This is a genomic window from Dyella koreensis (assembly GCF_044904565.1).
Classification (GTDB): Bacteria; Pseudomonadota; Gammaproteobacteria; order Xanthomonadales; family Rhodanobacteraceae; genus Dyella_D; species Dyella_D koreensis.
The window spans coordinates 1,379,454-1,406,300 of record NZ_JADIKD010000012.1; the positions used below are offsets into that span (position 1 = coordinate 1,379,454).

Below are 26,847 nucleotides of genomic sequence, written 5' to 3' on the forward strand. Positions count from 1 at the left end.
CGTTCCACCCCAGACGGGTACCAACGTCACAGAACCCGCCATGAAGTCCGTGCCAGATCAAACCTGAAACTTGCCACCCGAAACGGGCGCGGAGAGTTTAGCAAAAAATAAACAATTGCCGCCCAACCCCAAACGCCCGTTCATTTTCAACTCACGCCGTCTTTACAACGTGAAGAGCCCCAGGAACTGCTGTACAGGCATGGCGTCGAGCTTGGCCGGGTCCGCCGTGGCGAGGAGGATGGCCTCGACCTGATGTGACGGCAAGTGCCCGCGAAGAGCCGCCTCGAACTTCTTCAGCAGCACCGGAATGCCCTCGGCACGGCGCTTGCGGTGGCCGATCGGGAAATCGATCGACACCTTTTCCGTGCTGGTGCCATCCTTGAAAAACACCTGCACCGAATTGCCGATATAGCGCCTCTCGGGATCGAAATAGTCCTTGGTGAACTGCAGATTCTCGCTGACCACCATTTTCTCGCGCAGCGCATCAATACGCGGGTCGGCTGCCACGTCGTCGTTATAGTCGTCAGCAATCAGGCGACCAAAGATCAGCGGCACGGCCACCATGTACTGGATGCAATGGTCGCGGTCAGCGTAGTTCGCCAGCGGGCCAGTCTTGTCGATGATGCGCATGCCCGCTTCCTGCGTCTCGATCACTACCTTTTCGATCTGATCGATCTTGCTGGCGACCTGGCCGTGCAACTGCATGGCGCACTCCACAGCGGTCTGCGCGTGGAACTCGGCCGGGAAGCTGATCTTGAACAGCACGTTCTCCATCACGTAGCTGCCGAACGGACGCTCGAACTCGAACGCCCTGCCCTTGAAGGCCACGTCGTAATAGCCCCAGGTCTTGGCACTTAGCGCCGATGGATAGCCCACCACGCCACGGTAAACCGCGTTGATCGCATGGGTAACAGCGCGACGGCAGGCGTCGCCGGCCGCCCAGCTCTTGCGCGGACCGGTGTTCGGCGCATGGCGATAGGTACGCAGCGCGCCGTTGTCGATCCAGCTATGCGAGATCGCTGTCGTGATCTGCTCCTTGTCGCCACCCAACATTGCAGTAGCGACAGCGGTGGACGCCAGGCGCACCAGGATCACGTGGTCCTGGCCCACACGGTTGAAGCTATTGAGCAGCGCGTAGCAACCCTGTATCTCGTGCGCCTTGATGGCATAGGTCAGCACGTCACGCACGGTTAGCGTCTTGCCGCCTTCGCGCTCGGCCTTGCGGCTGAGATAGTCGGCTACGGCGAGGATCGCGCCGAGGTTGTCCGACGGATGGCCCCACTCGGCCGCCAGCCAGGTGTCGTTGAAATCCAGCCAGCGTATCTGCGTACCGATCGAGAACGCCGCCTGCATCGGGTCCAACTCATGGCTGGTGCCCGGCACGCGGGCACCGCCCGGCAGGTTTGCGCCTGGCACGACCGGGCCCAGGTGCTTTACGCATTCGGGGAACTTCATCGCCATCATCGCGGTGGCGAGGGAGTCCAGCAGCATGTAGCGCGCGGTGTCGTACGCCTCAGCGGAGTCGATCTTGTAGTCGACAACGTAATTGGCGATATCGACCATCGGCTGATCGGGATCCGGACGCTGGGCGGAGCGGATGTCATGCGCACTCATGAGGCTCGTCTCCTGGCAACAGGGAAACCGCCGTTGTGTCGGGATGGTTTAACCCTTTCGTTTGACCCAAACCGTGTCGAGACTACCTAACTACTATGTCGCCGTGGCAGAACGGAGTCAGTGCCGATCCTTGCGAACTCACTCCGCAGGCACACGTACCCAGCCTTCCATCAACACGCGCGCGCTTCGGCTCATGACTGCCTTGGTGACGGTCCATGTGCCGTCAACCAGCGTCGCCTCAGCGCCCACCCGCAACGTCCCCGACGGATGACCAAAGCGCACCGCGCGGCGCTCACCACCGCCTGCCGCCATGTTTACCAGCGTGCCTGGAATGGCCGCTGCGGTACCAATGGCTACCGCCGCCGTACCCATCATGGCGTGATGCAGCTTGCCCATCGACATCGCGCGCACGAGCAGGTCGACGTCGCCCGCCTTCACGGGCTTGCCACTCGACGCAACGTAATCGGCCGGCTTAGCGACGAAAGCCATCTTGGGCGTGTGCTGGCGCGTAGCGATCTCGTCGAGCGCGCTGATCAGGCCCATGCGCAGCGCACCGTGCGCGCGAATGGTCTCGAACATCGCCAGCGCCTTGGCATCACTATTGATGGCGTCCTGAAGCTCCGAGCCGGTGTAACCGATCGCGGAGGCCTCGACAAAGATTGTGGGAATGCCGGCGTTGATCATGGTCGCCTTGAGCGTGCCGACGCCCGGCACTTCAAGGTCGTCCACGAGATGCCCCGTGGGGAACATGGCCCCACCGGCGCCATCTTCCTCGGCGGCCGGATCCATGAATTCCAGTTGCACTTCAGCGGCTGGGAAAGTCACGCCGTCCAGCTCGAAATCACCGGTTTCCTGCACGGCACCGTCCGTCATCGGCACATGGGCAATGATCGTCTTGCCGATGTTGGCCTGCCAGATGCGCACGGTGGCGATGCCGTCGCGCGGTATGCGCGACGGATCAACCAAACCACCCGCGATGGCGAACGGGCCGACCGCCGCCGACAGGTTGCCGCAATTGCCGCTCCAGTCGACGAAGGCCTTGTCGATGGCCACCTGACCGAACAGGTAATCCACGTCATGGTCGGGGCGGCTGCTCCTGGACACGATCACCGTCTTGCTGGTGCTTGAGGTGGCACCGCCCATACCGTCAATCTGCTTACCGTAGGGATCTGGACTGCCGATCACGCGCTGCAGCAGCGCATTGCGCGCGGCGCCAGGGACCTGCGCTGCTTCGGGCAAGTCCTGCAGGCGGAAGAACACGCCCTTGCTGGTGCCGCCGCGCAGGTAAGTGGCGGGAATCCGGATCTGGGGAGCGTGTGCCATGTGCGTGTTGTCCTGTGGTGTCTGGATTCCGCGCGCATCACACGCGGAGCCACAAACCGCCGGATGATGATCCGGCGGTTCAGCGTGCTGATTACGCAGCCTGCGAGGCTTCGAGGAAGTCCTGCGCGAAGCGCTGCAGCACGCCGCCAGCCTCGTAGATCGATACTTCCTCGGCGGTGTCCAGGCGACAGGTCACCGGCACTTCGACACGCTCACCGTTCTTGCGGTGGATGACCAGCGTGAGGTCCGCACGCGGCGTGCGCACGCCAACCACATCAAAGGTTTCGGTGCCGTCGATGCCCAGCGTTTTACGGTTCGTGCCGGGCTTGAACTCCAGCGGCAACACACCCATGCCGATCAGGTTGGTGCGATGGATACGCTCGAAGCCTTCGGCGACGATCGCCTCAACGCCCGCCAGGCGCACACCCTTCGCCGCCCAGTCACGCGACGAACCCTGGCCGTAGTCGGCACCGGCGATCACGATCAGCGGCTGCTTGCGATCCATGTAGGTTTCGATCGCCTCCCACATGCGCATGACTTTGCCCTCCGGCTCCACGCGGGCAAGCGAACCCCTCCTCACTTCGCCATCGACCACCGCCATCTCGTTGATCAGGGTGGGGTTGGCGAAGGTAGCGCGTTGCGCGGTGAGGTGATCACCGCGATGGGTTGCATACGAATTGAAGTCCTCTTCCGGCAAGCCCATCTTCGCCAGGTATTCGCCGGCCGCGCTATCGAGCAGGATTGCGTTCGACGGCGACAAGTGATCAGTGGTGATGTTGTCGCCAAGCACCGCCAGCGGACGCATGCCCTTGAGCGTGCGTTCGCCTGCGAGGGCGCCCTCCCAGTACGGCGGACGGCGGATATAGGTGCTCTGCGCACGCCAGTCGTAGAGCGGCGCAGCGCTCGTGCCGGTATGGCCGCTGCGCGCGAACATCGGCTCGTAGACCTTGCGGAACTGCTCGGGCTTCACGCTGGAAGACACGATCGCATCGATCTCCTCGTCGCTGGGCCAGATGTCCTTGAGCGTCACCGGCTGGCCGTTGGCGTCGACGCCAAGCACGTCTTTCTCGATGTCGAAGCGGATGGTCCCGGCGATGGCGTAGGCCACCACCAGCGGCGGCGAGGCCAGGAAGGCCTGCTTGGCATATGGATGGATGCGACCGTCAAAGTTGCGATTGCCGGACAGTACAGCGGTGGCATACAGATCACGATCGATGATCTCCTGCTGGATTGCCGGATCGAGCGCACCGGACATGCCGTTGCAGGTGGTGCAGGCGAACGCGACGATGCCGAAGCCGAGCTTCTCCAGATCCGGCAGCAGGTTTGCCTCCTTCAGGTACAGCTCCACGGCCTTGGAGCCGGGTGCGAGCGAACTCTTCACCCACGGCTTGCGCGTGAGACCACGCGCGTTCGCGTTACGCGCAAGCAGCGCGGCGGCGATCACGTTGCGCGGGTTGCTGGTGTTGGTGCAGCTGGTGATGGCGGCGATGATCACGGCGCCATCGGGCATCTGGCCCGGCAGCTCTTCCCACTGGCCGGCAATGCCACGCGCGGCGAGATCCGAGGTAGGCAGGCGCTTGTGCGGGTTGGAGGGGCCCGCCATGTTGCGCACCACCGAGGACAAGTCGAACGTCAGTGTGCGCTCGTACTGCGCATGCGCCAGCGTGTCGGACCACAGGCCGGCGACTTTGGCGTAGGTCTCTACCAGCTTGACCTGCTCGTCGCTGCGGCCGGTGAGGCGCAGGTAGTCGATGGTCTGGCCGTCGATGAAGAACATCGCGGCGGTGGCGCCGTATTCGGGTGCCATGTTGGAGATGGTGGCGCGATCGCCCAGCGTGAGGCTGGCCGCGCCTTCGCCGCGGAATTCCAGGTACGCGCCGACCACCTTCTCCTTACGCAGGAACTCGGTGAGCGCAAGCACGATGTCGGTCGCGGTGATGCCGGGCTGGCGTTTGCCGGTGAGCTCGACACCGATGATGTCGGGCAGGCGCATCCACGAGGCACGGCCCAGCATCACGTTCTCGGCTTCGAGGCCACCCACGCCGATGGCGATGACGCCAAGCGCATCCACGTGCGGCGTATGGCTGTCGGTGCCCACACAGGTATCGGGATAGGCCACACCGTCCTGCACCTGGATCACCGGCGACATCTTCTCCAGGTTGATCTGGTGCATGATGCCGTTGCCCGGAGGGATCACGTCAACGTTCTCGAACGCCTTCTTGGTCCAGTTGATGAAGTGGAAGCGGTCCTCGTTGCGACGATCTTCAATGGCGCGATTCTTCGCGAACGCATTCGGGTCGAAACCGCCGCATTCCACCGCCAGCGAGTGGTCGACGATCAGTTGCACCGGCACCACCGGGTTCACCTTGGCCGGGTCACCGCCGCGCTCGGCGATCGCATCGCGCAGGCCGGCCAGGTCCACTAATGCCGTCTGGCCGAGAATGTCATGGCACACCACGCGCGCCGGGAACCACGGAAAATCGCGCTCGCGCTTGCGCTCGATGATCTGCTTGAGCGACTCGGCGAGGATCGCCGGATCGCAACGGCGCACCAGGTTCTCGGCGAGCACGCGCGAGGTGTAGGGCAGCGTGTCGTAAGCGCCCGGCTGGATCGCCTCCACGGCGGCACGCGCATCGAAATAATCCAGCGACGTGCCGGGAAGGGATTGGCGGTAGACGGTATTCATAAGTATCGAGAACCCTGGAGATAGACGCCCGGCTGAGCGCAGGCGGACGCCCGGCTCGCGTCCGCCACTCGGCGGCCGCTCATGTCGTTGCAAAACCAACGCATTGTAGCGAGAGAAAGCCTTTTCCTTAAGGGCTTTGGCTTGACTGGTATGCATGCCGGCATCGACAATGCCGGGCACTAATCCCAAAGGGGAGTAGTTCCGGACGCCGCCTCATCGGGCGTTCGTGCAGTGGTCGTCATCACGAGCGGAGCACCGCTCCGGTCACTGCAGCGGTTCTGCCGCGAACGAGACTTTTGCGGTAATCGCGGGGCTGCGTGCACCCGTGGTTGCTGCATTTGTCCCGCGCGCAGGAACTTAAACCGCATGGATTTTCTCACTCCTGAATTCTTCTCTGGCCTGATGGCCATCGTGCTGCTGGATCTGGTGCTGGCGGGCGATAACGCCATCGTCATCGCCCTTGCCGCGCGCAACCTACCCAAGCATCTGCAGAAAAAGGCGGTGTTCTGGGGCAGCTTTGGCGCGGTGGCGATACGCATCGCGCTGACCGCCGTAGTGGTCTATCTGCTCAAATTGCCGGGCCTGATGCTGGCCGGTGGCTTACTGCTGCTGCCCATCGCCTGGAAGCTGCTGCGCACCGATGACGGTGACGGACACAACATTGGCGCCGCCGCCGGCTTCTGGGCAGCCATACGCACTATCGTGGTCGCGGACGCCCTGATGGGCCTGGACAACGTGCTGGCCATCGCCGGCGCCTCGGGTGGCCATATGACCCTGGTGATCATCGGCCTCGCGATCAGCGTCCCGCTGGTGGTGTGGGGCTCGACCCTAATCCTCAAGCTGATCGAACGCTTTCCCATCATCGTCTACATCGGTGCCGGCGCCATCGCCTGGACCGCCGCGCGCATGATCGCCCACGACCATCTGCTGGCATCCTGGTTCGACGCCCGCGGCTGGGCGAAGTACACGCTCGACGCGCTGTTGGTGGCCGCCGTCTGTGGCGGTGGCTGGCTGATGCAACGCCGACGCCAGCGCCTGGCCGGCGCGGCTTGAGGTGAATCGGGCGGCGCGCCACACTGCGCCGCCCTTTTCTCCACCGAGGAACCTCATGAAGCTTTACTACCTGCCGGGCGCCTGTTCGCTTGCCGACCACATCGTGCTCGAATGGATCGGCCAGCCCTACGAAGCCTACGCAGTGCCGCGCGACCAGCTCCGCTCGCCGGACTACCTGAAGATCAGCCCCAACGGCATGGTGCCTGTGCTGCAGGAAGACGACGGCTGGCTGCTGACCGAGAACGTGGCCATCCTCAACTATCTCGCCGAACGCTTCCCCGAAGCGAAGCTGGCCGGCGAAGGCCCTCGCGGCCACGCGGAGGCACTGCGCTGGCTGTGCTTCCTCAACTCGGATGTACATCCCGCCTTCAAGCCGCTGTTCGGCCCCGCCCGTTTCGTGGGCGACGAGGCCACGCATGCCGAACTGCAGGAGAACGCGCGAGTCCGTCTGCGCGGCATGTTCGCGCAGCTCGACACTCAGCTCATCGGGCGCGACTGGCTGACCGGCTCACGTTCCATTGCCGATCCTTACCTGTTTGTCGTGCTGCGCTGGGCCAAAGGCAAAGGCGTAAACCTCGCCGGCCTCGACCAGCTCGAGCGCTTCTCCGCGCGCATGCGCGAAGACGCCGGCGTGCAGGCCGCCATGAAGGCCGAAGGGCTTTAAGCGCCCGCACACCTTCTGGTAGGAGCGCACCCTGTGCGCGAAAGCCCTGCGTAGCAGGGCCGCTTTTGCCAAATGAAATAGAAGAAGGCCCTGCTACGCAGGGCTTTCGCGCACAGGGTGCGCTCCTACTCAGTACGTCATCGGCACACGCACAGTCACCGTAGCATCCGGCGTGTCGCGCGTCACGCCGACGCCAAGCGTGAAGTTCACCGTACGCTTCTCGTTGAGGCGATACGAGCCGCCAATCAGCAAGGTACCCAGCACCGTCTTGGCGGAGCCCGGCACGGTCTTGCCGTTCTGCTTGGTGACACCAACCCAGCTCTGGTCATAGCCAATACTGAAGGAGGCCTTCTCGTTCAGCGCCAGGCCCATGCCCACGCTCATATCCACGATATCGCCGACCTTTACCTTGCCCAGTTGCTCCTTGCCTGCCAGCAACAACGTACGGCTGACATTGCTTCGTTCGAAGTTGCGCAGATAACTCACATTGCCGAAGAACACCACCGGATCGGACGGATACAGCCAGGTCACGCCCGGCTGCAATGAATAGAAGCCCGTACCCGTCGGCAACTCAAGCGGCAAACCGGTACCCGTCGCGTTCTGCACGCAACGTTGCACGCAGTCCGTTGTGACCTCGAAAGGATCGCGGCCGGTACGCGATTTGAAACGCAGCCAGGCGATGTAATACGCCTTGTCCGCGCCGCCATCGTTGAGCTGGTAGCGCGCCGTGGCTTCGACGTCGCCGATGCCATGACCACTCGCGCCAAACACGCGATCGGTCGCTGTGCCCGTAAAGATCTCACGGCTGATCGTATCCGTATGCCCGTAGACATAGGGAATGCGCACCTCCGCCTCCAGGCGGTTGGTGATGCCATAGCGCAAGGCCACCGCGCCGGTCTGCGTGGTGGTCTTCACCTGCCTGACGTCGATGAGACCGATCAGGATCGCCGGAATGACGGTATAGCCCACCAGGGCCACGCGATCCGCCGACGAATAGCCGAACTGATACGAGGGCTCGACGATCAGTTTTCCGCGCGGCGTCAGCACACCCGGCTGATCGAAGATCGGCGCCACCTCGGGCGGCCGCGTATCCTGCTGCGGCGCCTGCCCTACCGGCTTGGTATCCACATCGCTGGAACCGCCAACCGCAAGCGAATCGGCTGCGGACATCGGCAAGGCCGACACGCCTGCACCCGCCGCGCGGATATTGCCGGCACGTTGCTTGTCCAGCACATCTATGCCCACGGCGTGGCGCAACGCCCTGTAGTCAGCTTCCTGCGCGGCCAGCGCGCGCTTCATCGACTCGAGCTGCTCGACTTGCGCGGCTATCTGGCTGCGCATCGCATCCAGGCGTTCGCCTTGCTCGAGCACTTGCTTGCGGATCGTTGAGGAGACATCGCCCGATGCCGGCACTGTCGGTGTACTGGGTACCGGTGTGCCGGGTACGGGCGTACTGGGCACCAGTGCATTTGGCGTCGGGCTGGCGGATACCGGCGTCTGCTGCGCCGCGCAGATGCCGCTAAGCAGAACTAGCCCGGCACAACCTGCCGAACATGTATACCGCCATGGCTTTCGTCCGATGGTCATCTCGCATTCCTTTCGCGCCGGTCGATGGCTTGGCGCGTCAACGTCCCAGTGGATTGGCCGCTACGGATTGCAGGCTCTGCTGCAAGTTGAGCCCGCGGAACATGCTCAGGTTGTTCACCGAGATATTCATCGTGGTCACGGTGCTGATGTTTTGATTGTTGAGGGTGTTCTGTACCACCGTGGCCGCAATGGTGTGGCTGAGAGCGGACGGATCGAAGCTGTTGCCTGGACCGTTCTGCACCACCGTCGTGGCGCCCGACGCCGAAGCCAGCGCGTTGGCCTGCGCGGTAGTGATGTGAGCGATATCCGGGATATCGATCTTGGTCGAGGTGACGAGTGCGCCATTGATGTACACGGCGCGATCGATACCAAGCGACGCGACCAGCCCATTGCCGAGATCGAAACCGCCGCGCGTCTCATCCAGCCGATTGGCGTTGACCGGCGACCATTGCGCCACTTCCGAGGCATCGCCGATACCTTCTGTGGGCGCCGCCCCTCCTTCACTGAAAACAAAGTCATGAGCGTGCGCGGAACGCGCCGCCAGACCCGCCACAGCCGTCAACAGGCAGACCAGGATCACGCGCGGACGCGTCGGCGACAACAAGGCTTTCATATATCCCCCGGACCACGCTTGGGCATGGTGATGCCTTCCAGCCCACGCCGGTCGACACCGGAACTGATCGGCGCCATAGGCGCGGCACGCCAGTCGCTGGGGCTGTTGAACACCGCCAGCGAGCGCCGGTTGTGAATGACGAAAACAAGATGGTTTTTCCACAGCGCGTCGAACCGCGAACGTGGCAGCGAGCGCGTACCCAAAGCCGGATCCCCCACCAACACGCGACCGGCGCGCATACCTTTGATCACCACGAAATGGTGATAGCCGCGCTCGTCGATCAGCACGATCGCCGGAAGATTTTCCTGCTCGAGCTTTTCCAGCGGCACTTCAAATCCATCCGCCTCGAATCCGTTGGCTTGCAGGTACGTTTTGATATCGAGCAGTGAGAAGCCTTCCTTGCTGATCTTCGCGCGGTCGCCGTGGGCATACATCTGCTCGAACGCAGCCTGCTCGTTGACCGGATAGCCGTACTGATAGGTCAGCAACGTCGCCACCGCGGCAGAGCCGCAGCTGAAGTCATACTTCTGCCGAATGGTGTTCCTGAAGCGGGCTTCCTTCAGGCTGGTGAGGTGCATGGTCAAGTTCTGGCCCTGCGCGCCGGGCACCGGCACCGATGCCGCCTGCAGCGACCCTGCAAGCAGCACCGACGGAAGCACCAGCAGCGGCAGCCATCGGCTCATGGCTTGAACTGCACGTTGATGATCGTGGCGTTCTGGATCAGCACGTTGTTGCCGGTGTTCTGGATCACCATCGGCACACCCGACGCGCCGGCGAACGAACCGGCACTGATGGAATTGAACCCCGTGACTACATGGTCGGCGTCGTTGTTGCTCACGGTGCCGTTCAGTGTCATTTGCTCACTCACATCGGCGCCACCGCTCATGCCGCCCAGCACGCCGGCGTCCACGCTGCGGCCGAACCCGTCGACATAGGCCGCGCGGCCGCTGTTGGCCGCCGCGATATACCCCGCCACTGGCGAACCGGGGGTATTCGCCAAGTACGAAGTCACCGATGGACGTCCCGCCGCCATCGCCGCTCCCGACGCCAACGTAAATAGACATCCCATTCCAACAAACCAGGCAGGCCTGTTGATCTGCATGACACCGTCTCCCGTTGTGCCTGCAGCCGCCCTGCTCCGACGCCTGCGCGCTTCCCGCGACAAGACTTCCGAACCGGCCGGACACAAGCTGTCGTGGAGCGCGCAAGGCGCCCCACGACATGGGTTTGCCTATCAATGACCGACGTTCAGATTGGCCTGGACATTCACGCTCTGCTGAATCAGCGAGCTTGCGCCGCTGTTCTGCGCGAGCACTGATACGCCAGCCGCCGCCGCGGCCGCACTGGTCATGTTGTTGGACATGTCGAAAGTGCCTGCGCTGACGCTGTTGCTGCCGCCCGCGCCGCCACTGCCACCCATGCCACCCGTGCCAGCACCACCGGCAGCCGAGCCACCCGCGCCGCCCGCTGCACCGCTGCCGGCAACCGCGTCAGCCGCACCACTCGTACCGCCCGTTGCAGAGGCAGCGCCACTGGTCGAGGTGGAGGTGCCACCCGTCGCAGCGCCACCAGCCCAACTGCCATTGCCGCCTGTCGCGGTGCTGGTATTGGTGCCGGCACCACGTGCACGCGCATGAGCATTCGAGTAGTTATCGCCATCGGCGCTGCCGCCCCAGGCGCCCGCACCTGCCAGTGCATCACCACTGGAAGCGCCGCTACCGCCGGCACGACCGCTGCGCGCATGCGCGTTGCCGCCATTGCCGCCCGATCCACCGGCGCCGCCATTGCCGTCGCCGCCGTAGCCCTCGCCACCCGAACCACCACGTCCACCATTGGCATTGCCGTAATTGGTAGCGTAGTTGCCGATGTTGTAGACGTTGTTGTCCGTTACGGCGCCTTCGAGGCGGCTTACCGCTACAGCCTTGCTGGTGTCGAACGAACTGGTGATTGCCGAAGAAGCGGTGCCGCCGTTATTGGCTGCTGCACTACCTTGTCCGTTGGCATAAGAATCGGAGGTCGCCGTGGAGTGCTTCTGCGCACTGGGTCCAGCTCCGCCGGTCTGAGTGGTGTCAGCCAAGGCCGGTAGCGTGAATCCCAGACCAAGGCAGATCGCTGTTACAAGAAGAGTCTTGCGCATATGCATTCTCCATCTGACGCGTTTGCCCCCTGCTTGCCTGCGTTTGCGGCACAGGTACGTCGCAACATGCATGCCACGTTGAGCATTCGCTGGAGAAAGAACAGATCATCAGAAAAAACAGTGGCTTGAAAAACGATCTCAAATCACGACCTGACCATCGAGTCAGATTTCGGGTCGCGATCTGTATCTCCACTGTTACACCCGGTATCGCAATACCCGAGAGCGCTCAGGCGCGACAGAAAAACACTGCTTGCTTTCCAATGAGTTGTGATGAATCGATGCCACTTTTGCACCATGCAGAAGATGTAACAGCGCCGATACACCTGTGCCGATGAAAGGCTAACGATGCATGCACGTCACCCCCACAGAACGACTACAACAAAAAAGGGAGCCTCGCGGCTCCCTCTTTTTTCATTGGCATCGAACGACACGTCAGCGCTTTTCGATCGGCACGTAGACCTGATCTTCAGGGCCGGTGTAGTTCGCGCTCGGGCGGATGATCTTGCCGTCCTCGCGCTGCTCGATCACGTGCGCGCTCCAGCCGGAGGTGCGGGCAATCACGAACAGCGGCGTGAACATCGCCGTCGGCACACCCATCATGTGATACGCGCTGGCCGAGAACCAGTCGAGGTTGGGGAACATTTTCTTGAGTTCCCACATCAGCTTCTCGATGCGCTCGGAGACGTCGAACAGCGTCGGGTTGCCGCCCTCCGTGCACAGCTTGCGCGAGACTTCCTTGATGATCTCGTTGCGCGGATCGGACACGGTGTACACCGGATGGCCGAAGCCGATGATGATCTCCTTGCGCTCGACGCGGGCGCGGATGTCCGCTTCCGCATCGGCCGGGTTGCGATAGCGCGCGATGATTTCCATCGCCACTTCGTTCGCACCGCCATGCTTGGGACCACGCAGCGCACCGATGGCGCCGGTGATCGCCGAATACATGTCCGAACCGGTGCCGGCAATCACGCGCGCCGTGAAGGTCGACGCGTTGAACTCGTGCTCGGCGTACAGCACCAGCGACTTGTCCAGTGCATGCGCATGCAGTTCGCTCGGCTTCTTGCCGTGCAGAAGATGCAGGAAATGCGCGGCGATGGAGTCGTCTTCCGTCTCCGTCTCGATGCGCTTGCCGTTGTGGCTGAAGTGGTACCAGTACAGCAGCATGGAACCGAAGCTCGCCATCAGGCGGTCGGCGATGTCGCGCGCACCGGTGACGTTGTGGTCGTCCTTCTCCGGCAGCACCGTGCCGAGCACCGAGCAACCCGTGCGCATCACATCCATCGGATGCGTGGCAGCCGGCAGCAGCTCCAGCGCGCTCTTCACCGGCGCCGGCAAGCCACGCAGGCGCTTCAACTTGGCGCGGTAGGCATTCAGCTCGGCCCAGTTCGGCAGCACGCCGTGCACCAGCAGGTAGGCCACTTCTTCGAAGCAGCCCTTGGCCGCCAGATCATGGATGTCATAACCGCGGTAATGCAGATCGTTGCCGCTGCGGCCAACGGTGCACAGCGCGGTGTTGCCCGCGGCCACGCCGGACAGGGCGACGGATTTCTTGGCCTTGGGAAGGACTTGCTCGCTCATCGGATACTTCTCCTCAATGCATGCAGCTTGCCGACCGCGTCGAACATCTCGCGGCATGGCGTGAATCGGGCTCAATCAGGGCTTGCTGTCGGCAAACAGCGCGTCGAGCTTATCTTCGTAGGCGTGGTAGCCAAGGAAGTCGTACAGCTGTTCGCGCGTTTGCAGCGTGTCGATGATGTTCTTCTGGGTGCCTTCGCGACGCACCGTCTCATAGAAATTCAGCGCCGCCTTGTTCATCGCGCGGTAGGCGCCGCAGCAATACAGGGCAATATCGACGTTGGCGTCGCGCAGCTCGTCCGTGGTGAAGAACGGCGTCGAGCCAAACTCGGTGAGATTCGCCAGGATCGGCACCTTCACCGATGCCTTGAACCGACGGTAGTCGTCCAGCGTCTTCATCGCTTCCGGGAAAATCATGTCGGCGCCCGCCTCGACATAGGCGCAGGCGCGGTCGATGGCCGCATCGATGCCTTCCACGGCGGCGGCATCGGTACGCGCCATAATCACGAAACCAGGGTCGGTGCGGGCATCGACGGCTGCCTTGACGCGGTCGACCATCTCTTCCTTCGGCACCACTTCCTTGCCGGGACGGTGGCCGCAACGCTTCTGGCCGACCTGATCCTCCATGTGCACCGCGGCAACACCGACATTGATGAACGAGCGGATCGTGCGCGCGATGTTGAAGGCGCCACCCCAACCCGTGTCGATATCGACCAGCAATGGCATCTGGGTAGCATCCACGATGCGGCGGGCATCGGTGAGTACGTCTTCCATGGTGGAAATGCCGAGGTCGGGCATGCCCAGCGAGTTGGCGGCCACGCCACCGCCGGAGAGGTATAGCGCCTTGTAGCCCACGCGCTTGGCCATCAGGCCGGCGTAGGCGGTAACGGCGCCCATGACTTGCAGGGGTTGTTCGGCGGCGACTGCGGCGCGGAAACGCGCGCCGGGGGATGCAATCTGGGTCATGGAACCTCCGCGTAAAGCGGCGATTTTAGCGCGCCCGGGGCCACAATCCCGTGCTGCGGGGCAGCAAACGTAAATTCTTGCGTGACCCGGACAAGCCCTCTCCCGTACATTCGGTGGATGAGTACACCCACCCGTCTCGCCACACGCATTCTCTGGGGCCTGCTGATCGGCGTGATCGCCGCGGTGGTCACGCTCGGCATCGGCCAGTTCCATCCCGCCACGCTGAAAACCATGCAGGCCATCTCGACCGCGGTGTTCGATCCGCTGGGCCAGATCTTCCTTCGCATGCTGTTCTTCGTGGTGATCCCGCTGGTATTCGCTTCGCTCGCTTCCGGCGTGGTGCAACTGGGGCGACTCGACAAACTTGGCCCGCTGGCCGGACGTACGTTTGCGCTGTTCTTCGCCAACATGGCGATCGCCGTGTTCATCGGCCTGGTGATGATGAATCTGCTGCAGCCAGGCCATCACCTCGATCCTGCATCTAAAGACCTGCTGATGCAGGAATACGGCGGCAGCGCCCGCGCCGCCGTGGAGCGCCAGCACGAACAACCCGGCATGAGCTTCGCCACGCTGGTGGAGATGTTCATGCCGCGCAACCTGTTCGGAGCCTTCGTCGGCAACGACCCCGGCAAGCTGGGCGAGGTGCTGCCGCTGATTCTGTTCGCCATCCTGGTCGGCGCGGCCGGCACCCAGCTCAGCGAAGACAAGCGCCAGAAGCTGCAGGCCGGACTGGATCTGATCAGTGAAGTGATGACCGGCATTGTCGGCTTCGCGCTGAAGCTCGCGCCTTATGCGGTGCCGGCGATGATCTACAGCGTGATCGTCAAAGTCGGCGTGGACATCCTGCTGACCCTGGCGGTGTTTGTCGTCGGTTGCGCCACGGCGCTGGCCCTGCACCTGTTTGGCACCATGTCGCTGTGGCTGAAGCTGTTGGCGGGACGCTCGCCGCTGGCTTACTTCAAACAGATCCGGCCCTTGCTGATCACCGCCTTCTCCACCAGCTCCAGCAGTGCCTCCCTGCCCGCCTCGCTCGCGGTCGCCAAGGACGATTTGAAACTGGCTCCAAGCACTGCGGGTTTCGTGCTGCCACTGGGCGCCACCATGAACATGAGCGGCACCGCGCTGTTCGAAGGCTGTGTGGTGCTGTTCGTGGCGCAGGCCTTTGGCGTGGACCTCGCACTGGGCCAGCAATGCGTGCTGATGTTCCTCTCGGTGCTGAGCGCGGTGGCCGTGGCCGGCATCCCCGGCGGCTCAATGCCCTTGATCGCCGGCCTACTGGCGACTTTCGGCGTGCCGCCGGAAGGCATCGGCATCGTGCTGGGCGTGGACCGCATCCTGGACATGCTGCGCACCACAGTGAACGTAGGCAGCGACATCGTCACCGCCACCGTGGTCGATGCCCGCGTGAAAGCCGCCGGAGCCTCGCCGGGCTGAACGGCTTACGCATTCCTGTCACGCCCGCGGCGGCATGCTAGGCCGTTGCATGGCGCGGGCTGCCGATCGATAGCCTCAGCCAATCGAGGTCATGCCAACTATCAATTAGATTAATCGTGTCAAGCACGATATCTTTTCGTTTCCAACAACCAACCACACGGGAAAACAACGATGTCGTTGATCAATACCGCAGTTAAGCCGTTCAAGGCCCAGGCTTACAAGAATGGCCAGTTCATCGAAGTCACGGACGCCTCGCTGAAGGGCAAGTGGTCCGTGGTGGTGTTCTACCCCGCCGACTTCACCTTCGTCTGCCCGACGGAGCTGGAAGACCTGGCCGACCATTACGCCGAATTCCAGAAGCTGGGCGTTGAGATCTACTCGGTCTCGACCGACACGCATTTCTCCCACAAGGCATGGCACGACACCTCCGACGCGATCGGCAAGGTCAAGTACACCATGCTCGCCGACCCGACCGGCACCATCACCCGCAACTTCGACGTGATGATCGAAGAAGAGGGCCTGGCGCTGCGCGGCACCTTCGTGATCAACCCGGAAGGCCAGATCAAGCTGTGCGAGATCCACGACAACGGCATCGGCCGTGACGCGTCGGAACTGCTGCGCAAGGTCAAGGCCGCCCAGTACGTCGCCTCCCACCCGGGTGAAGTGTGCCCGGCCAAGTGGAAGGAAGGCGAGAAGACCCTGAAGCCGTCGCTCGACCTGGTTGGCAAGATCTAAACCACTGCTTTCCCGTGACTTGCGGCTCGCCCTTTCGAGCCGCCCCGGACCCGGCGTTCTGCCGGGTCCGCTCTAAAGAATCCTCGGCGTTCGCGACGCCCGGCAACGCCGGGTGCTCGTGGCGCTCACCCCGAATAAACCGAAGGAGCCACTGATGTTGGACGCCGATCTGAAGACCCCATTGAAGGCCTACCTCGAAAAGGTCACTCACCCGATCGAGCTCGTGGCCTCCCTCGACGACAGCGCCAAGTCGCAGGAGCTCCTCGAGCTGCTGCAGGACATCGCATCGCTGTCCGACCAAGTCAGCCTTGACCGCAACGGCAACGACGCGCGTAAGCCGTCCTTCGCGATCAACCGCGTCGGCACGGATGTCGGCGTGCGCTTCGCCGGCATTCCGCTCGGCCACGAATTCACCTCGCTGGTGCTGGCCCTGTTGCAGGTGGGCGGCCATCCATCCAAGGCCGCGCAGGAAGTGATCGAGCAGGTGCGCAATCTCGAAGGCGAGTACCGTTTCGAGACCTTCATGTCGCTCTCCTGCCACAGCTGCCCGGACACGGTGCAAGCGCTGAACTTGATGAGCGTGATCAATCCCAACATCAAGCATGTGGCGATCGATGGCGCGCTGTTCCAGGACGAAGTGAACGAGCGCCAGGTGATGTCGGTACCCACCGTATTCCTCAACGGCGAACCGTTCGACCAGGGCCGCATGACCATCGAGCAGATCGCTGCGCGCCTGGATACTGGTGCTGCGCAGCGTGCCGCCGAACAGATCAAGACCAAGGCCCCGTTCGACGTGCTCGTCGTGGGCGGCGGCCCGGCCGGCGCCGCAGCGGCGATCTATGCCGCGCGCAAGGGCATCCGCACCGGCGTAGCCGCGGAGCGCTTCGGCGGCCAGGTGCTGGACACCATGGCCATCGAGAACTTCATCTCCGTGCCCTACACCGAAGGTCCGAAGCTGGCGGCGTCGCTGGAGCAGCATGTCCACGAATACGATGTGGATGTGATGAACCTGCAGCGCGCCGAACAACTGATTCCGCCCACCGACCCGAACGGCCTGATCGAAGTGAAGCTCGCCAACGGCGCCTCGCTGAAGTCGAAGACGGTCATCCTTTCCACCGGCGCGCGCTGGCGCAACATGAACGTGCCGGGCGAACAGGAGTTCCGCAACAAGGGCGTCACCTATTGCCCGCATTGCGATGGCCCGCTGTTCAAAGGCAAGCGCGTGGCGGTGATCGGCGGCGGCAACTCGGGTGTGGAAGCCGCGATCGATCTGGCCGGCATCGTGGGCCATGTCACGCTGCTTGAGTTCGACAGCAAGCTGCGCGCCGATGAAGTGCTGCAGCGCAAGCTGCGCAGCCTTCCGAACGTCAAAGTGATCGTCAGCGCACAGACCACCGAAGTGGTCGGCGACGATAAGGTCACCGGCCTGACCTACACCGACCGCACCAGCGGCGAAAGCCATCGCGTGGACCTGGAAGGCATCTTCGTGCAGATCGGCCTGCTGCCGAACACCGAATGGCTGAAGGGCACGCTCAAGCTGTCACCGCGTGGCGAGATTGAAGTGGATGCGCGTGGCGAAACTTCGATCCCGGGTGTGTTCGCGGCTGGCGATGTCACCACCGTGCCGTTCAAGCAGATCGTGATTGCGATGGGTGAAGGTGCGAAGGCGTCGCTTAGCGCCTTCGATCATCTGATCCGTATGCCGGTGGCGGCGACGGAAGAAGCCGTCGCGGCGTAATCCGCTATCCGGTCGCGGGGGGGGGGGGGGGGGGAGGGGGGGGGGGGGGCCCGGGGGGGGCGGGGCCCGCCCCAAACCCAGGGACCGGGCCNCTATCCGGTCGCGCACAGGGTGCGCTCCTACGGTGTAGGAGCGCACCCTGTGCGCGACCGACACCTCAACTCCCCTGATCCGGCCCGCGCTCAAGCGCCTTGCGAATTTCATCCAGCGCCCCAGGATCATCCAGCGTCGAAAGATCCCCAGGATCGCGATGCTCAGCCAGCGCCTGCAGCGAACGCCTCAACAATTTTCCCGAGCGCGTCTTGGGCAAAGCATTCACCACATAAACACGTGACGGCTTCGCCACGCCACCGAGTTGCTCAACGACACGCTGCTGCATCGCTTGCGCCACACCGCTCGCACCTGCGACATCGGCGTCCTGCTTCAGCGTCGCAAACACCACAGGCACCTGCCCTTTCAACGCGTCATGCACGCCGATCACCGCCGCTTCGGCCACGGCGGGATGGGTCGCCACCGATTCCTCGATCTCGCGCGTACCCAAGCGGTGTCCCGCCACGTTGATCACATCATCGGTGCGGCCAAGAATCGTGGTGTAGCCGTTCTCATCGCGAATCGCCCAGTCAAGCGAGCTATAGAGAAGCTCCTTGAAGTGACTGAAGTAGCTGCTCAGATAGCGCTCATCATCGCCCCACACTGTGGTGAGGCAACCCGGCGGCAGCGGCGGCTCGAACACCAGCACACCTTTTTCGCCCGGCTCGGCCTCGAGTCCGGTGGCTTCGTTGATCACCTTCATCTTGTAGCCGGGCGCAGGCAACCCGGGCGAGCCGAACTTCACCGGCTTCAACTCCAGCCCTGGCATCAATGTGATCGCCGGCCAGCCGGTTTCGGTCTGCCAGTAGTTGTCGATCACCGGCACGCCCAGACCATCGGTGATCCAGTGCGCGGTCGGCTCGTCCAACGGCTCGCCGGCCAGGAACAACCACTTCAATTTTGACAGGTCGTACTTCTTCAACCACGCCACATCCTGCTTCTTCAATACGCGGATGCCGGTAGGCGAAGAGAACATCGTGCGCACCCCGTACCGCTCGCATAGCTGCCACCAGATGCCGGCATCGGGCCGTGTCGGCAACCCTTCGTAAAGCAGCGAAGTTGCACCGCCGATCAGCGGACCGTATACGTTGTACGAATGCCCCACCGCCCAGCCCACGTCGGAGGTGGAAAACATCACCTGCCCCGGCGCAATGTCGAACACATAACGGATCGACATCGCCATCGCCACCGCATAGCCGCCCACATCGCGTTGAATACCCTTGGGCTTGCCGGTGGTGCCGGAGGTATAGAGCAGATAGCTCGGCTCATTGGATTCCAGCCAGGTGACTGGTACCTCCGCATGCTCATGCTCCCGTCGCAGCACCGCGTAATCCAGATCGCGACCGGCGACACGCGTCATTTGCGGATCCAGTCCGCGATCGACGATCAGCACCCGCGTCGGCGCGTACGCCGCTTCGGCCAGCGCCGCGTCCACCAGCGGCTTGTAGGGAATGACCTTGCCGCCACGCATGCCTGCGTCGGCGGCGATCAATAATGTCGGTTGCGCATCATCGATGCGCAACGCGAGGTTGTGCGCGGCAAAACCGCCGAACACGACGGAGTGGATCGCACCGACGCGCGCGCAGGCCAGCATCGCAAACACGGCCTCGCCAATATTCGGCAGATAGATCACCACGCGATCGCCCTTGCCTACACCGAGCGACGCCAGCACGGCGGCAAACACATTCACTTCGCGATGCAAGGCGCGATACGTCAGCTCACGCGCGATGCCTGTTTCCGTGGAAATCGCCACCAGCGCCAGTTGCTCGCCACGCTCGGGCAGGTGCCGGTCCAGCGCGTTGTAGCAAAGGTTGGTGGTGCCACCGACAAACCAGCGGCGGAAAGGCGGTCGCAACTGATCGAGTATCTGCTGTGGCGGCGTGTGCCAATGAATCAACTGCGCCTGCTCGGCCCAGAACGCCTCCGGCTCGTCGATCGAGCGGCGGTAGAAATCCTCGTAACGCATGGCTGCACTCGCGCCGGACCTGATGACTGGCAAGACTGGACCAAGCACCGGCGGGCCTTGCACTAGACCTTGGTCGTACCGGCGCAAGCCAGATAACCAACGCGCCAACGCCAAAAAAGCAGCCGATTAAGAAACTTGCATGCATCAAAAATGCCAGCTTTTGCATTTTCACAAAACCACCACCAAGGCATTTTCGCAATTAGGAATGGCATCACAACGAAAGCGATATAAAGCACCGTAAATATCAAAAAAACACCTACTCCGATACGCGGACTTCACATTTAATCACTAACTATCACCTCACCCAGCAAAGCGCGCCGGATGCCCTTTCCCGGCAGGGTAGCCGGCGCGCATCGCCACTGGGACAGGGGGGTGGCTGCATTTCTCCGAGCACCCTTATTTCTCCTAGCCCGATTTATCGGGCCAGGAGATTTACGTGTTCACGGCAGCCGCACTTGGACCACTCGGAAGCATTTTCCAGGAGAGAAATAGCCATGAGTAAGCGTCGTTTATATACCGCTCTAAAACAGACCCTACTCGTCACCTGCATGCTCGCTGCCGGCATCTCGCTTACTGCGTGCTCAGGTCACAGTTCCTACAGATCTTCCGCGGGTGGCAGCGTAGTCAGCCCAGGCGGCGCCGGCTCAGGAGACGGCGGTAGTGGAAGTGGAAGCGGCAGTGGTAGTGGAGGTGGATCCTCCGGCGATGGCAGCGGTACCGGCGGTAGTGGTTCCGGTTCGGGTAGCGGCACGGGATCCGGTGGCGGTACAGGGGGAACAGGCGGTGGCACGGGCGGCACGGGTGGCGGCACCGGTGGAACCGGCGGTGGCACTGGCGGCACTGGCGGCGGCAACACCGGCGGCGGGACCGGAAGCACCACACCACCTAGCGGCGTCGTTGGCGCCGTGGCGACCGGTACCGGCGGCATCGTCACCAGCGTCGGCAATACCGTGGTCGGTATCGGCCAGCAAATTCCCAACACGACCCTTCTGGGCAATACGCCCGTCACCCAGGGACTGTCCGGCGTCGTCACCAATACCGGAGATGCTGTCGTCGACCTGGGCAACGGCCTGAGCAGCGGCCTGGGCCAGATCGGCAATACCAGCGATCCGCTCGGCACCACAGTGCGAAGCACCGGTAACGTTGTGGTCGATACCGGGCACGCCGTCACCAGCCTCGGCCAGACCGTAACCGCTGTGGGTGCCTTCCAGGGGTCGCCCATTACCCCGATCACTTCGCTGCTGGGCAGCACGGTATCCACCGTGGGCACCGACGTGAGCGGTCTCGGCTCCAATCTCTACACTCAACTTGGCACCGGCGCGCCCAAGCAGCTGACGCAGACGCTCAGCAATGTGGTGACGCCTATCGCCCTGCTGGGCCAGAGCAGTGGCACCGGTACCGGTCCGAACAACTTGATCGCCGACATATCGCGCGCGGCTGGCGCAGCCGGCACCGGCTTGAGCAATGGTGTCGGCGGGCTCGGCGCATCGCTCACCGGCAGCTCACTGCCAGGCGGGCTGAACAGCCCACTGGGTTCCACCGTGCAGTCGCTCGGTGGTGCACTCGGCACGGTCAGCGCAGGTGTCACCAATGGCCTCGGCCAGACGGGAGCGATCAGCAACCCGGTCGGCGTGACGTTGGCCGGCGTAGGCGGCGGTGTCACCGGTACCGGTCAGACGGTCGCCGGCCTGGGCAACGTGGTGGGCAGCCTTGGTGGCGGCCAGCTATCGCCACTCAGCCCGGTAACCAACACCCTGGCCGCCGCAGTCGGCGCAACCGGAGCCACTGTCGGCAATGTGGGCACCGCGGTGACCAATACCGTCAACGGCCCACTGCAACCGGTTACGCAAGCGCTTAGCAATGTGGTGAACGGCGTCGCCAGCGCCACCACCACGCCGATCGGCAGCGGTACCGGTACCGGCGGTCTCAATGGCGTGACCAATCTGGTCAGCAACGTCGTCGCACCGATCACCACCGCAGCCTCGGGCGGCACCAGTACTTCAGGCACCGCAACGGTGAATGGATTGCTCGGCTCGCTCACCAGCACTGTCGGCGTTACCACCAACACAAGCACATCCGGCAATACATCGACCAACAGCGGAGGCCTGTTGGGCAGCTTGCTGCACAAGTGAGCAAGACGAAGAGGCGGCCATCCGGCCGCCTCTTCGCATGATGAGGTGCCAGTCCGTTCCAGCGACCCGTATCGGCGCGACCGAGGCGCCGCGCGGTCGTACGGCAGGAACGCGCCAAGGCACCCACTGCTTGAGCCGATGCCGCGCAAAAGGAGCGTCAAAGCATGAGGAAATGGGTGGTAGCCGTCACAACCGCCGTGTCATCAACCGTGGGCCTGGCACAGACACGCCCTCCGGTCACCAATCCCTTACAGACCCTGCCGCGCGTGGAGACACCCGCTCCACAGCCCAGCGTCACGCTCAACGTGGAGAAGCAGCGCAACGATCAGCTGGCGGCACTGATGGCCATCCCGCTCACGCCATCGCGTATCGATATCGGCGGCGTGCATTCCATCCCCTTCGAGCAAGTCTCCGCCTTATTCAGGCCACTCACCGGCAAGACCGTACGCATCGCCGATCTGGTCGCCGCCGCCGATGCATGCAGCAAGCTTTACCAGGATCGCGGCTATGTGCTGTCGTTCTGCTTCGTGCCGGCGCAATCGTTCCAGGACGGCGTGGTCACGGTGAGTGTGGTCGAGGGCTATGTCGCCGAAGTGGAGGTCCACGGCGCACCGGGCAACATGGAGCGGAAGATCCGTGCCATCGCCAGCCACATCACGGCGGATCGCCCACTCCGGCGCAGCACCTTCGAGCGCTACATCCAGATCCTTGGCATGCTGCCCGGTGCCAAAATCAAGGCTGACGTACCAGCCCCCACGACCACTGACGGCGCTACCCGCCTGAAGCTCGATGTGGCACGCACGCGCTACAACGCGAGCACCGGCATAGACGTCAACCATCCTGGCGTGCAGGGTCTGATTACCGGCACGACCAATGGCCTGACACCGCTCGCCGAACAACTCAATGCCTCGGTGCTCTACCCTCCGGGCCGCGGCGAACAGCACTACTACACCGCCGGCTACGCGCAGATGGTGGGATCGGCCGGCCTGATGGGACGGCTCAACGCCTCGCACTATTACGGCAACCCGGATATCGACCAGCAGTTGCCTTCGTACCTTCGACATCGATTGACGCAGGACCGTCTCGAACTGAGCTTCAGTTATCCGCTATTGCTCAGCTCTCAGCGCAGCCTGCTGGCCAGCGCCGGTATCTATGGCTCCAACCAGAATGACAAGTACCTCAATCGCATCAATGGCGCGCAATTGGCGCTGAAAACCGACATACGCGTGCTGCACGCCGAAATGGATTTCACCGATGCCACTACAAAGCGCACGCGAAAGGTCGGTTTCGGCATCTCCCAGGGCCTCGACATCCTGGGCGCGGGCAGCCGCTCCCTGACCAATATTCCAGGCGCCCTGGTGGCCAATCCCACCGACGTGAGCTTCACCCGCTACAACCTGAGCGCGATGCAGAGCGACACCTGGGGCAAGCACTACGTGACCGTCGCCAGCGTCGTCGGCCAGTACAGCCACTATCGACTGCCTTCCACCGAACAGATCAGCTTCGGCGGGCCGCGCTTCGGCCTCGGCTATGACCCTGGTGCCGTGTCAGGCGACAGCGGCTGGGGCGCCTCGCTCGAACTCAATCGTTCGTTCACGGCGACGGCCCGCTGGGTCAAGACCCTTACGCCGTACATCACCGGACAGATGGCCCATGTGTATCTCAACGGCAGCCGCCCCCTGACGGATACGTTGCAGACAGCCGCACTCGGGCTTCGCCTCACCGATGGCAAGCACTACACCGTCGACATCTCTGCCGCCCAGCCGGTAGGTGATCGGCCGCCGAACGATCGCTCGCGCAAGACGCGTTACGACCTCACGTTCTCGTACCAGCTATTCCAATAACCGGCGCCAGCCATAACGCGAAAGGCGGCCCATTGGCCGCCTTTCTGTTGAGCAAGTGCCGCGGCAGCGCCAAGGCCGTTGCCAGCCTCCGCCCCGGCCAACTAACCGGTATGTGTTATTTGCCCCCCGCCGCCCGGCTGACAAGCTCCCGGACCATATCGATCCGGGAACTGCCATGCGCTCCATCTACCGCCACTTTTATTTCTGGGTGCTGGTCGCCATCGTCACCGGCGGGTTGATCGGCCACTACGCTCCGAACACGGGTGTGGCGCTCAAACCGCTGGGTGATGGCTTTATCGCGCTGGTGAAGATGCTGATCGGGCCGATCATCTTTCTCACCGTGGTACTCGGTATCGCCGGCGTCTCGGACGTGAAGAAGGTCGGCCGCGTCGGCGCCAAGGCGATCCTCTATTTCGAGGTGGTATCGAGCGTAGCGCTGGTGATCGGCCTGGTGGTGATCAATACGCTCAAGCCCGGCGTCGGCTTCCATGCCACGCGCGAATCGCTCGATGCCGCCGCAGTGGCCAAGTACGTCAATGCCGCGCACGAGAAAGGCACCGTGCAGTTCCTGCTCGGCCTGATCCCCGAAACCTTCAGCGACGCCTTCAGCCACGACGGCAATCTACTGCAGGTGTTGCTGCTGGCGCTGCTGTTCGGCTTCGCCATGATCCACGTCGGCGAGCGCGCCAAGCCCGTGATGACCCTGCTGGAATCCTTGTCCAAGGTGTTCTTCCGCATCATGTCCATGATCATGCGTCTGGCGCCGCTGGGCGCGATGGGCGCGATGGCCTTCACCATCGGCACCTACGGCTTGCGCAGCCTGGGACCGCAGCTGAAGTTGATGGGCAGCTTCTACCTGGCCTGCGTGCTGTTCGTGATGGTGGTGCTGGGCGCGATCGCGCGCGCCACCGGCTTCAGCATCTTCAAGTTTCTGCGCTATATCCGCGACGAGCTGCTGCTGGTGCTAAGCACCTCGTCGTCCGAATCGGCGCTGGTGCCGCTGATGCAGAAACTCGAACGCCTGGGCTGCTCCAAATCCGTAGTGCGCCTGGTGGTGCCCAGCGGCTACTCGTTCAACCTGGACGGCACCAACATCTACCTGACCATGGCCGCGATCTTCGTGGCGCAGGCGCTCGACGTGGAGCTCACGCTGACGCAGGAGCTGACCCTGCTGGCCGTGGCCATGCTCACCTCCAAGGGCGCCTCCGGCGTCACCGGCGCTGGCTTCATCACGCTTGCCGCCACGCTCGCCGTGGTGCCTTCGGTGCCAGTGGCTGGCCTGTCGCTGATCATCGGCATCGACCGCTTCATGAGCGAAGCGCGCGCGATCACCAACCTCATCGGCAACGGCGTGGCCACCGTGGTGATCTCACGCTGGGAGAAGGAGCTCGACCACGCCAGTCTGCAATCCGCACTCAACGGGCAACCGTTGTCGCCCACCGACGAACCGTCCCTGATCGCCGACGCCAGCTGAGCGCCGGCCTCCCTCTCATACCGAGGCTGCTTGCTATGAAACCCATTTGCGCCATCGCGTTGTGCACGCTGGGCATGAGTCTGACCGTCGGCGCGCAAGCCGCCGATATCAACAACTGGCCGATCAAATACACCACGTCTGACGGCACGGAATGGAGTCTCTACGGCAACTACCAGTACGACATCACCGACGTACGCCACAGCAACGCTATCGAGGATTCGAGCACCAACCGGCGCAAGGAACTCGGCTTCACCGCGCGCAAGAAGGACGCGTGGGATGCGCTGGTCTACTTCGATTTCCAGTCCAAGCTGTGGCTGGATGTGTTCTGGCGCGTCGACAGCAAGTGGCTGTTCGGCGAGGACTACGGCAAATTCCGCTTCGGCTACAGCAAGCTGCCAGTGGGCTTCGAAGGCGTCACTTCGGCACGCGCGGACAGTTTCGCGGAGCTGGCATTGCCCTTGGGTGCGTTCTATGAAACACGCCGCACCGGCATCGACTGGGCATTCGAGCGGCCGCACTATCTGGTCAACGTGGGCTACTACTTCGGGCAGGACCTGCAGGGCGACAACGATGGCCAGACCGTTGCCGCACGCGCCGCCTGGACGCCGTTCAAGAGCGAGGGAGACGTACTGCACCTGGGCGCCTCCGCTTCGTTTGAGCATCCGCAAAGCACTACCGACGGCAAGGATGTGTACCACGCACCCGCCGCTCGCTGGCGTGCGCGACCCGAAGACGGACTGACGAACGTGCGACTGGTCGACACAGGCTCGCTGAGCCATGTGGACAGCAACCGCCGCCTCGGCCTCGAAGGCCTGTGGATCCGCGGCCCGCTCTCCGTACAGGGCGAATACCTGCAAGCGCACACCACACGCAGCGAAGGCCTGCCCAGCTACACCGCCGACGGCTACTACGTGTTCGGCAGCTACGTGCTGACTGGGGAATCGCGCCCGTATACCGCCGGCAACGTCAACAACCTCAAGCCGCGCAACCCCTGGGGTGCGGTGGAACTGCTGGTGCGCTACAGCTCGCTCGATCTGGATCATGGCACCGTGCATGGTGGCCGCGAGCGTGACCTGACCTTCGGCGCCAACTGGTATCTCACCCAGCACTTCAAGTTCCAGGCGAACTACGTGCAGGTGCACGCCACCCGTCTCGGCAAGCGACAGGATCCGGACATCATGGAACTGCGCGCACAGGTCTATTTCTGAGCGGCACC

20 protein-coding genes are annotated in these 26,847 nt (G+C 63.2%); 9 read left to right on the forward strand and 11 right to left on the reverse strand.

The features are described 5' to 3' along the window. Positions 1 to 162 precede the first annotated feature (162 nt). The 3 genes from ISS97_RS21260 to acnD all read right to left on the reverse strand — a co-directional run bounded on the left by ISS97_RS21260 (position 163) and on the right by acnD (position 5,623). Entirely contained in the window at positions 163 to 1,614 is a 1,452-nt protein-coding gene (locus tag ISS97_RS21260) for a bifunctional 2-methylcitrate dehydratase/aconitate hydratase (RefSeq protein ID WP_379984179.1), read from the reverse strand. A 138-nt stretch (positions 1,615 to 1,752) separates the two neighbouring features. Next, positions 1,753 to 2,937, reverse strand: a complete 1,185-nt coding sequence (gene prpF / locus ISS97_RS21265) for a 2-methylaconitate cis-trans isomerase PrpF (RefSeq protein ID WP_379984178.1) — start codon at positions 2,935 to 2,937, stop codon at positions 1,753 to 1,755. A 91-nt stretch (positions 2,938 to 3,028) separates the two neighbouring features. Further along, the gene (gene acnD, locus ISS97_RS21270; RefSeq protein WP_379984177.1) at positions 3,029 to 5,623 is read right to left on the reverse strand and encodes a Fe/S-dependent 2-methylisocitrate dehydratase AcnD; all 2,595 of its coding nucleotides are present in this window, start codon (positions 5,621 to 5,623) and stop codon (positions 3,029 to 3,031) included. Positions 5,624 to 5,989: 366 nt separating this feature from the next. Between acnD and ISS97_RS21275 the strand changes: the two genes are divergently transcribed. Beyond that, entirely contained in the window at positions 5,990 to 6,676 is a 687-nt protein-coding gene (locus ISS97_RS21275) for a TerC family protein (protein WP_379984176.1), read from the forward strand. A gap of 55 nt (positions 6,677 to 6,731) precedes the next feature. Then, the gene (locus ISS97_RS21280; RefSeq protein WP_379984175.1) at positions 6,732 to 7,340 is read left to right on the forward strand and encodes a glutathione S-transferase N-terminal domain-containing protein; all 609 of its coding nucleotides are present in this window, start codon (positions 6,732 to 6,734) and stop codon (positions 7,338 to 7,340) included. Between the two features lie 129 nt (positions 7,341 to 7,469). Here ISS97_RS21280 and ISS97_RS21285 read toward each other — a convergent pair whose 3' ends face one another. The 7 genes from ISS97_RS21285 to prpB all read right to left on the reverse strand — a co-directional run bounded on the left by ISS97_RS21285 (position 7,470) and on the right by prpB (position 14,218). Further along, complete coding sequence (locus ISS97_RS21285; RefSeq protein ID WP_379984174.1) at positions 7,470 to 8,927, reverse strand: acetate kinase; 1,458 nt, start codon at positions 8,925 to 8,927, stop codon at positions 7,470 to 7,472. Between the two features lie 37 nt (positions 8,928 to 8,964). Then, the gene (locus ISS97_RS21290; RefSeq protein ID WP_379984173.1) at positions 8,965 to 9,540 is read right to left on the reverse strand and encodes a hypothetical protein; all 576 of its coding nucleotides are present in this window, start codon (positions 9,538 to 9,540) and stop codon (positions 8,965 to 8,967) included. Further along, on the reverse strand, positions 9,537 to 10,223 hold the full coding sequence (locus tag ISS97_RS21295) for a C39 family peptidase (RefSeq protein ID WP_379984172.1): 687 nt from the start codon (positions 10,221 to 10,223) through the stop codon (positions 9,537 to 9,539). Before ISS97_RS21295 ends, ISS97_RS21290 begins: the two co-directional genes overlap by 4 nt. Further along, positions 10,220 to 10,609 (reverse strand): hypothetical protein, encoded by a 390-nt coding sequence (locus ISS97_RS21300; protein ID WP_379984171.1) that lies wholly within the window; start codon positions 10,607 to 10,609, stop codon positions 10,220 to 10,222. Before ISS97_RS21300 ends, ISS97_RS21295 begins: the two co-directional genes overlap by 4 nt. A 165-nt stretch (positions 10,610 to 10,774) precedes the next feature. Beyond that, positions 10,775 to 11,677 (reverse strand): hypothetical protein, encoded by a 903-nt coding sequence (locus tag ISS97_RS21305; RefSeq protein WP_379984170.1) that lies wholly within the window; start codon positions 11,675 to 11,677, stop codon positions 10,775 to 10,777. Between the two features lie 432 nt (positions 11,678 to 12,109). Beyond that, a complete protein-coding gene (gene prpC, locus ISS97_RS21310; protein WP_379984169.1) occupies positions 12,110 to 13,255 on the reverse strand; it encodes a bifunctional 2-methylcitrate synthase/citrate synthase in 1,146 nt (381 codons plus the stop codon). Between the two features lie 75 nt (positions 13,256 to 13,330). Then, a complete protein-coding gene (gene prpB, locus ISS97_RS21315) occupies positions 13,331 to 14,218 on the reverse strand; it encodes a methylisocitrate lyase (protein WP_379984168.1) in 888 nt (295 codons plus the stop codon). A gap of 117 nt (positions 14,219 to 14,335) precedes the next feature. Between prpB and ISS97_RS21320 the strand changes: the two genes are divergently transcribed. The 3 genes from ISS97_RS21320 (at position 14,336) to ahpF (ending at position 18,125) form a co-directional block, all read left to right on the forward strand. Beyond that, positions 14,336 to 15,652, forward strand: a complete 1,317-nt coding sequence (locus ISS97_RS21320; RefSeq protein WP_379984167.1) for a dicarboxylate/amino acid:cation symporter — start codon at positions 14,336 to 14,338, stop codon at positions 15,650 to 15,652. A gap of 171 nt (positions 15,653 to 15,823) precedes the next feature. Then, complete coding sequence (gene ahpC, locus ISS97_RS21325; RefSeq protein WP_090450516.1) at positions 15,824 to 16,387, forward strand: alkyl hydroperoxide reductase subunit C; 564 nt, start codon at positions 15,824 to 15,826, stop codon at positions 16,385 to 16,387. A gap of 154 nt (positions 16,388 to 16,541) precedes the next feature. Continuing rightward, positions 16,542 to 18,125, forward strand: coding sequence for an alkyl hydroperoxide reductase subunit F (gene ahpF, locus ISS97_RS21330; RefSeq protein WP_379984166.1), 1,584 nt, complete (start codon positions 16,542 to 16,544; stop codon positions 18,123 to 18,125). 157 nt (positions 18,126 to 18,282) lie between these two features. Here ahpF and prpE read toward each other — a convergent pair whose 3' ends face one another. Next, entirely contained in the window at positions 18,283 to 20,181 is a 1,899-nt protein-coding gene (prpE, locus tag ISS97_RS21335; protein ID WP_379984165.1) for a propionate--CoA ligase, read from the reverse strand. Between the two features lie 494 nt (positions 20,182 to 20,675). Between prpE and ISS97_RS21340 the strand changes: the two genes are divergently transcribed. From ISS97_RS21340 to ISS97_RS21355, 4 genes are all read left to right on the forward strand, one after another. After that, positions 20,676 to 22,313: a collagen-like triple helix repeat-containing protein gene (locus tag ISS97_RS21340; RefSeq protein WP_379984164.1), complete on the forward strand. Its 1,638-nt coding sequence runs from the start codon at positions 20,676 to 20,678 to the stop codon at positions 22,311 to 22,313. Between the two features lie 164 nt (positions 22,314 to 22,477). Further along, positions 22,478 to 24,157: a ShlB/FhaC/HecB family hemolysin secretion/activation protein gene (locus ISS97_RS21345; RefSeq protein ID WP_379984163.1), complete on the forward strand. Its 1,680-nt coding sequence runs from the start codon at positions 22,478 to 22,480 to the stop codon at positions 24,155 to 24,157. 175 nt (positions 24,158 to 24,332) lie between these two features. Continuing rightward, entirely contained in the window at positions 24,333 to 25,631 is a 1,299-nt protein-coding gene (gene dctA, locus ISS97_RS21350; protein ID WP_379984162.1) for a C4-dicarboxylate transporter DctA, read from the forward strand. A gap of 35 nt (positions 25,632 to 25,666) precedes the next feature. Beyond that, positions 25,667 to 26,839, forward strand: a complete 1,173-nt coding sequence (locus tag ISS97_RS21355; protein ID WP_379984161.1) for an OprO/OprP family phosphate-selective porin — start codon at positions 25,667 to 25,669, stop codon at positions 26,837 to 26,839. The last annotated feature ends 8 nt before the right edge of the window (positions 26,840 to 26,847 follow it).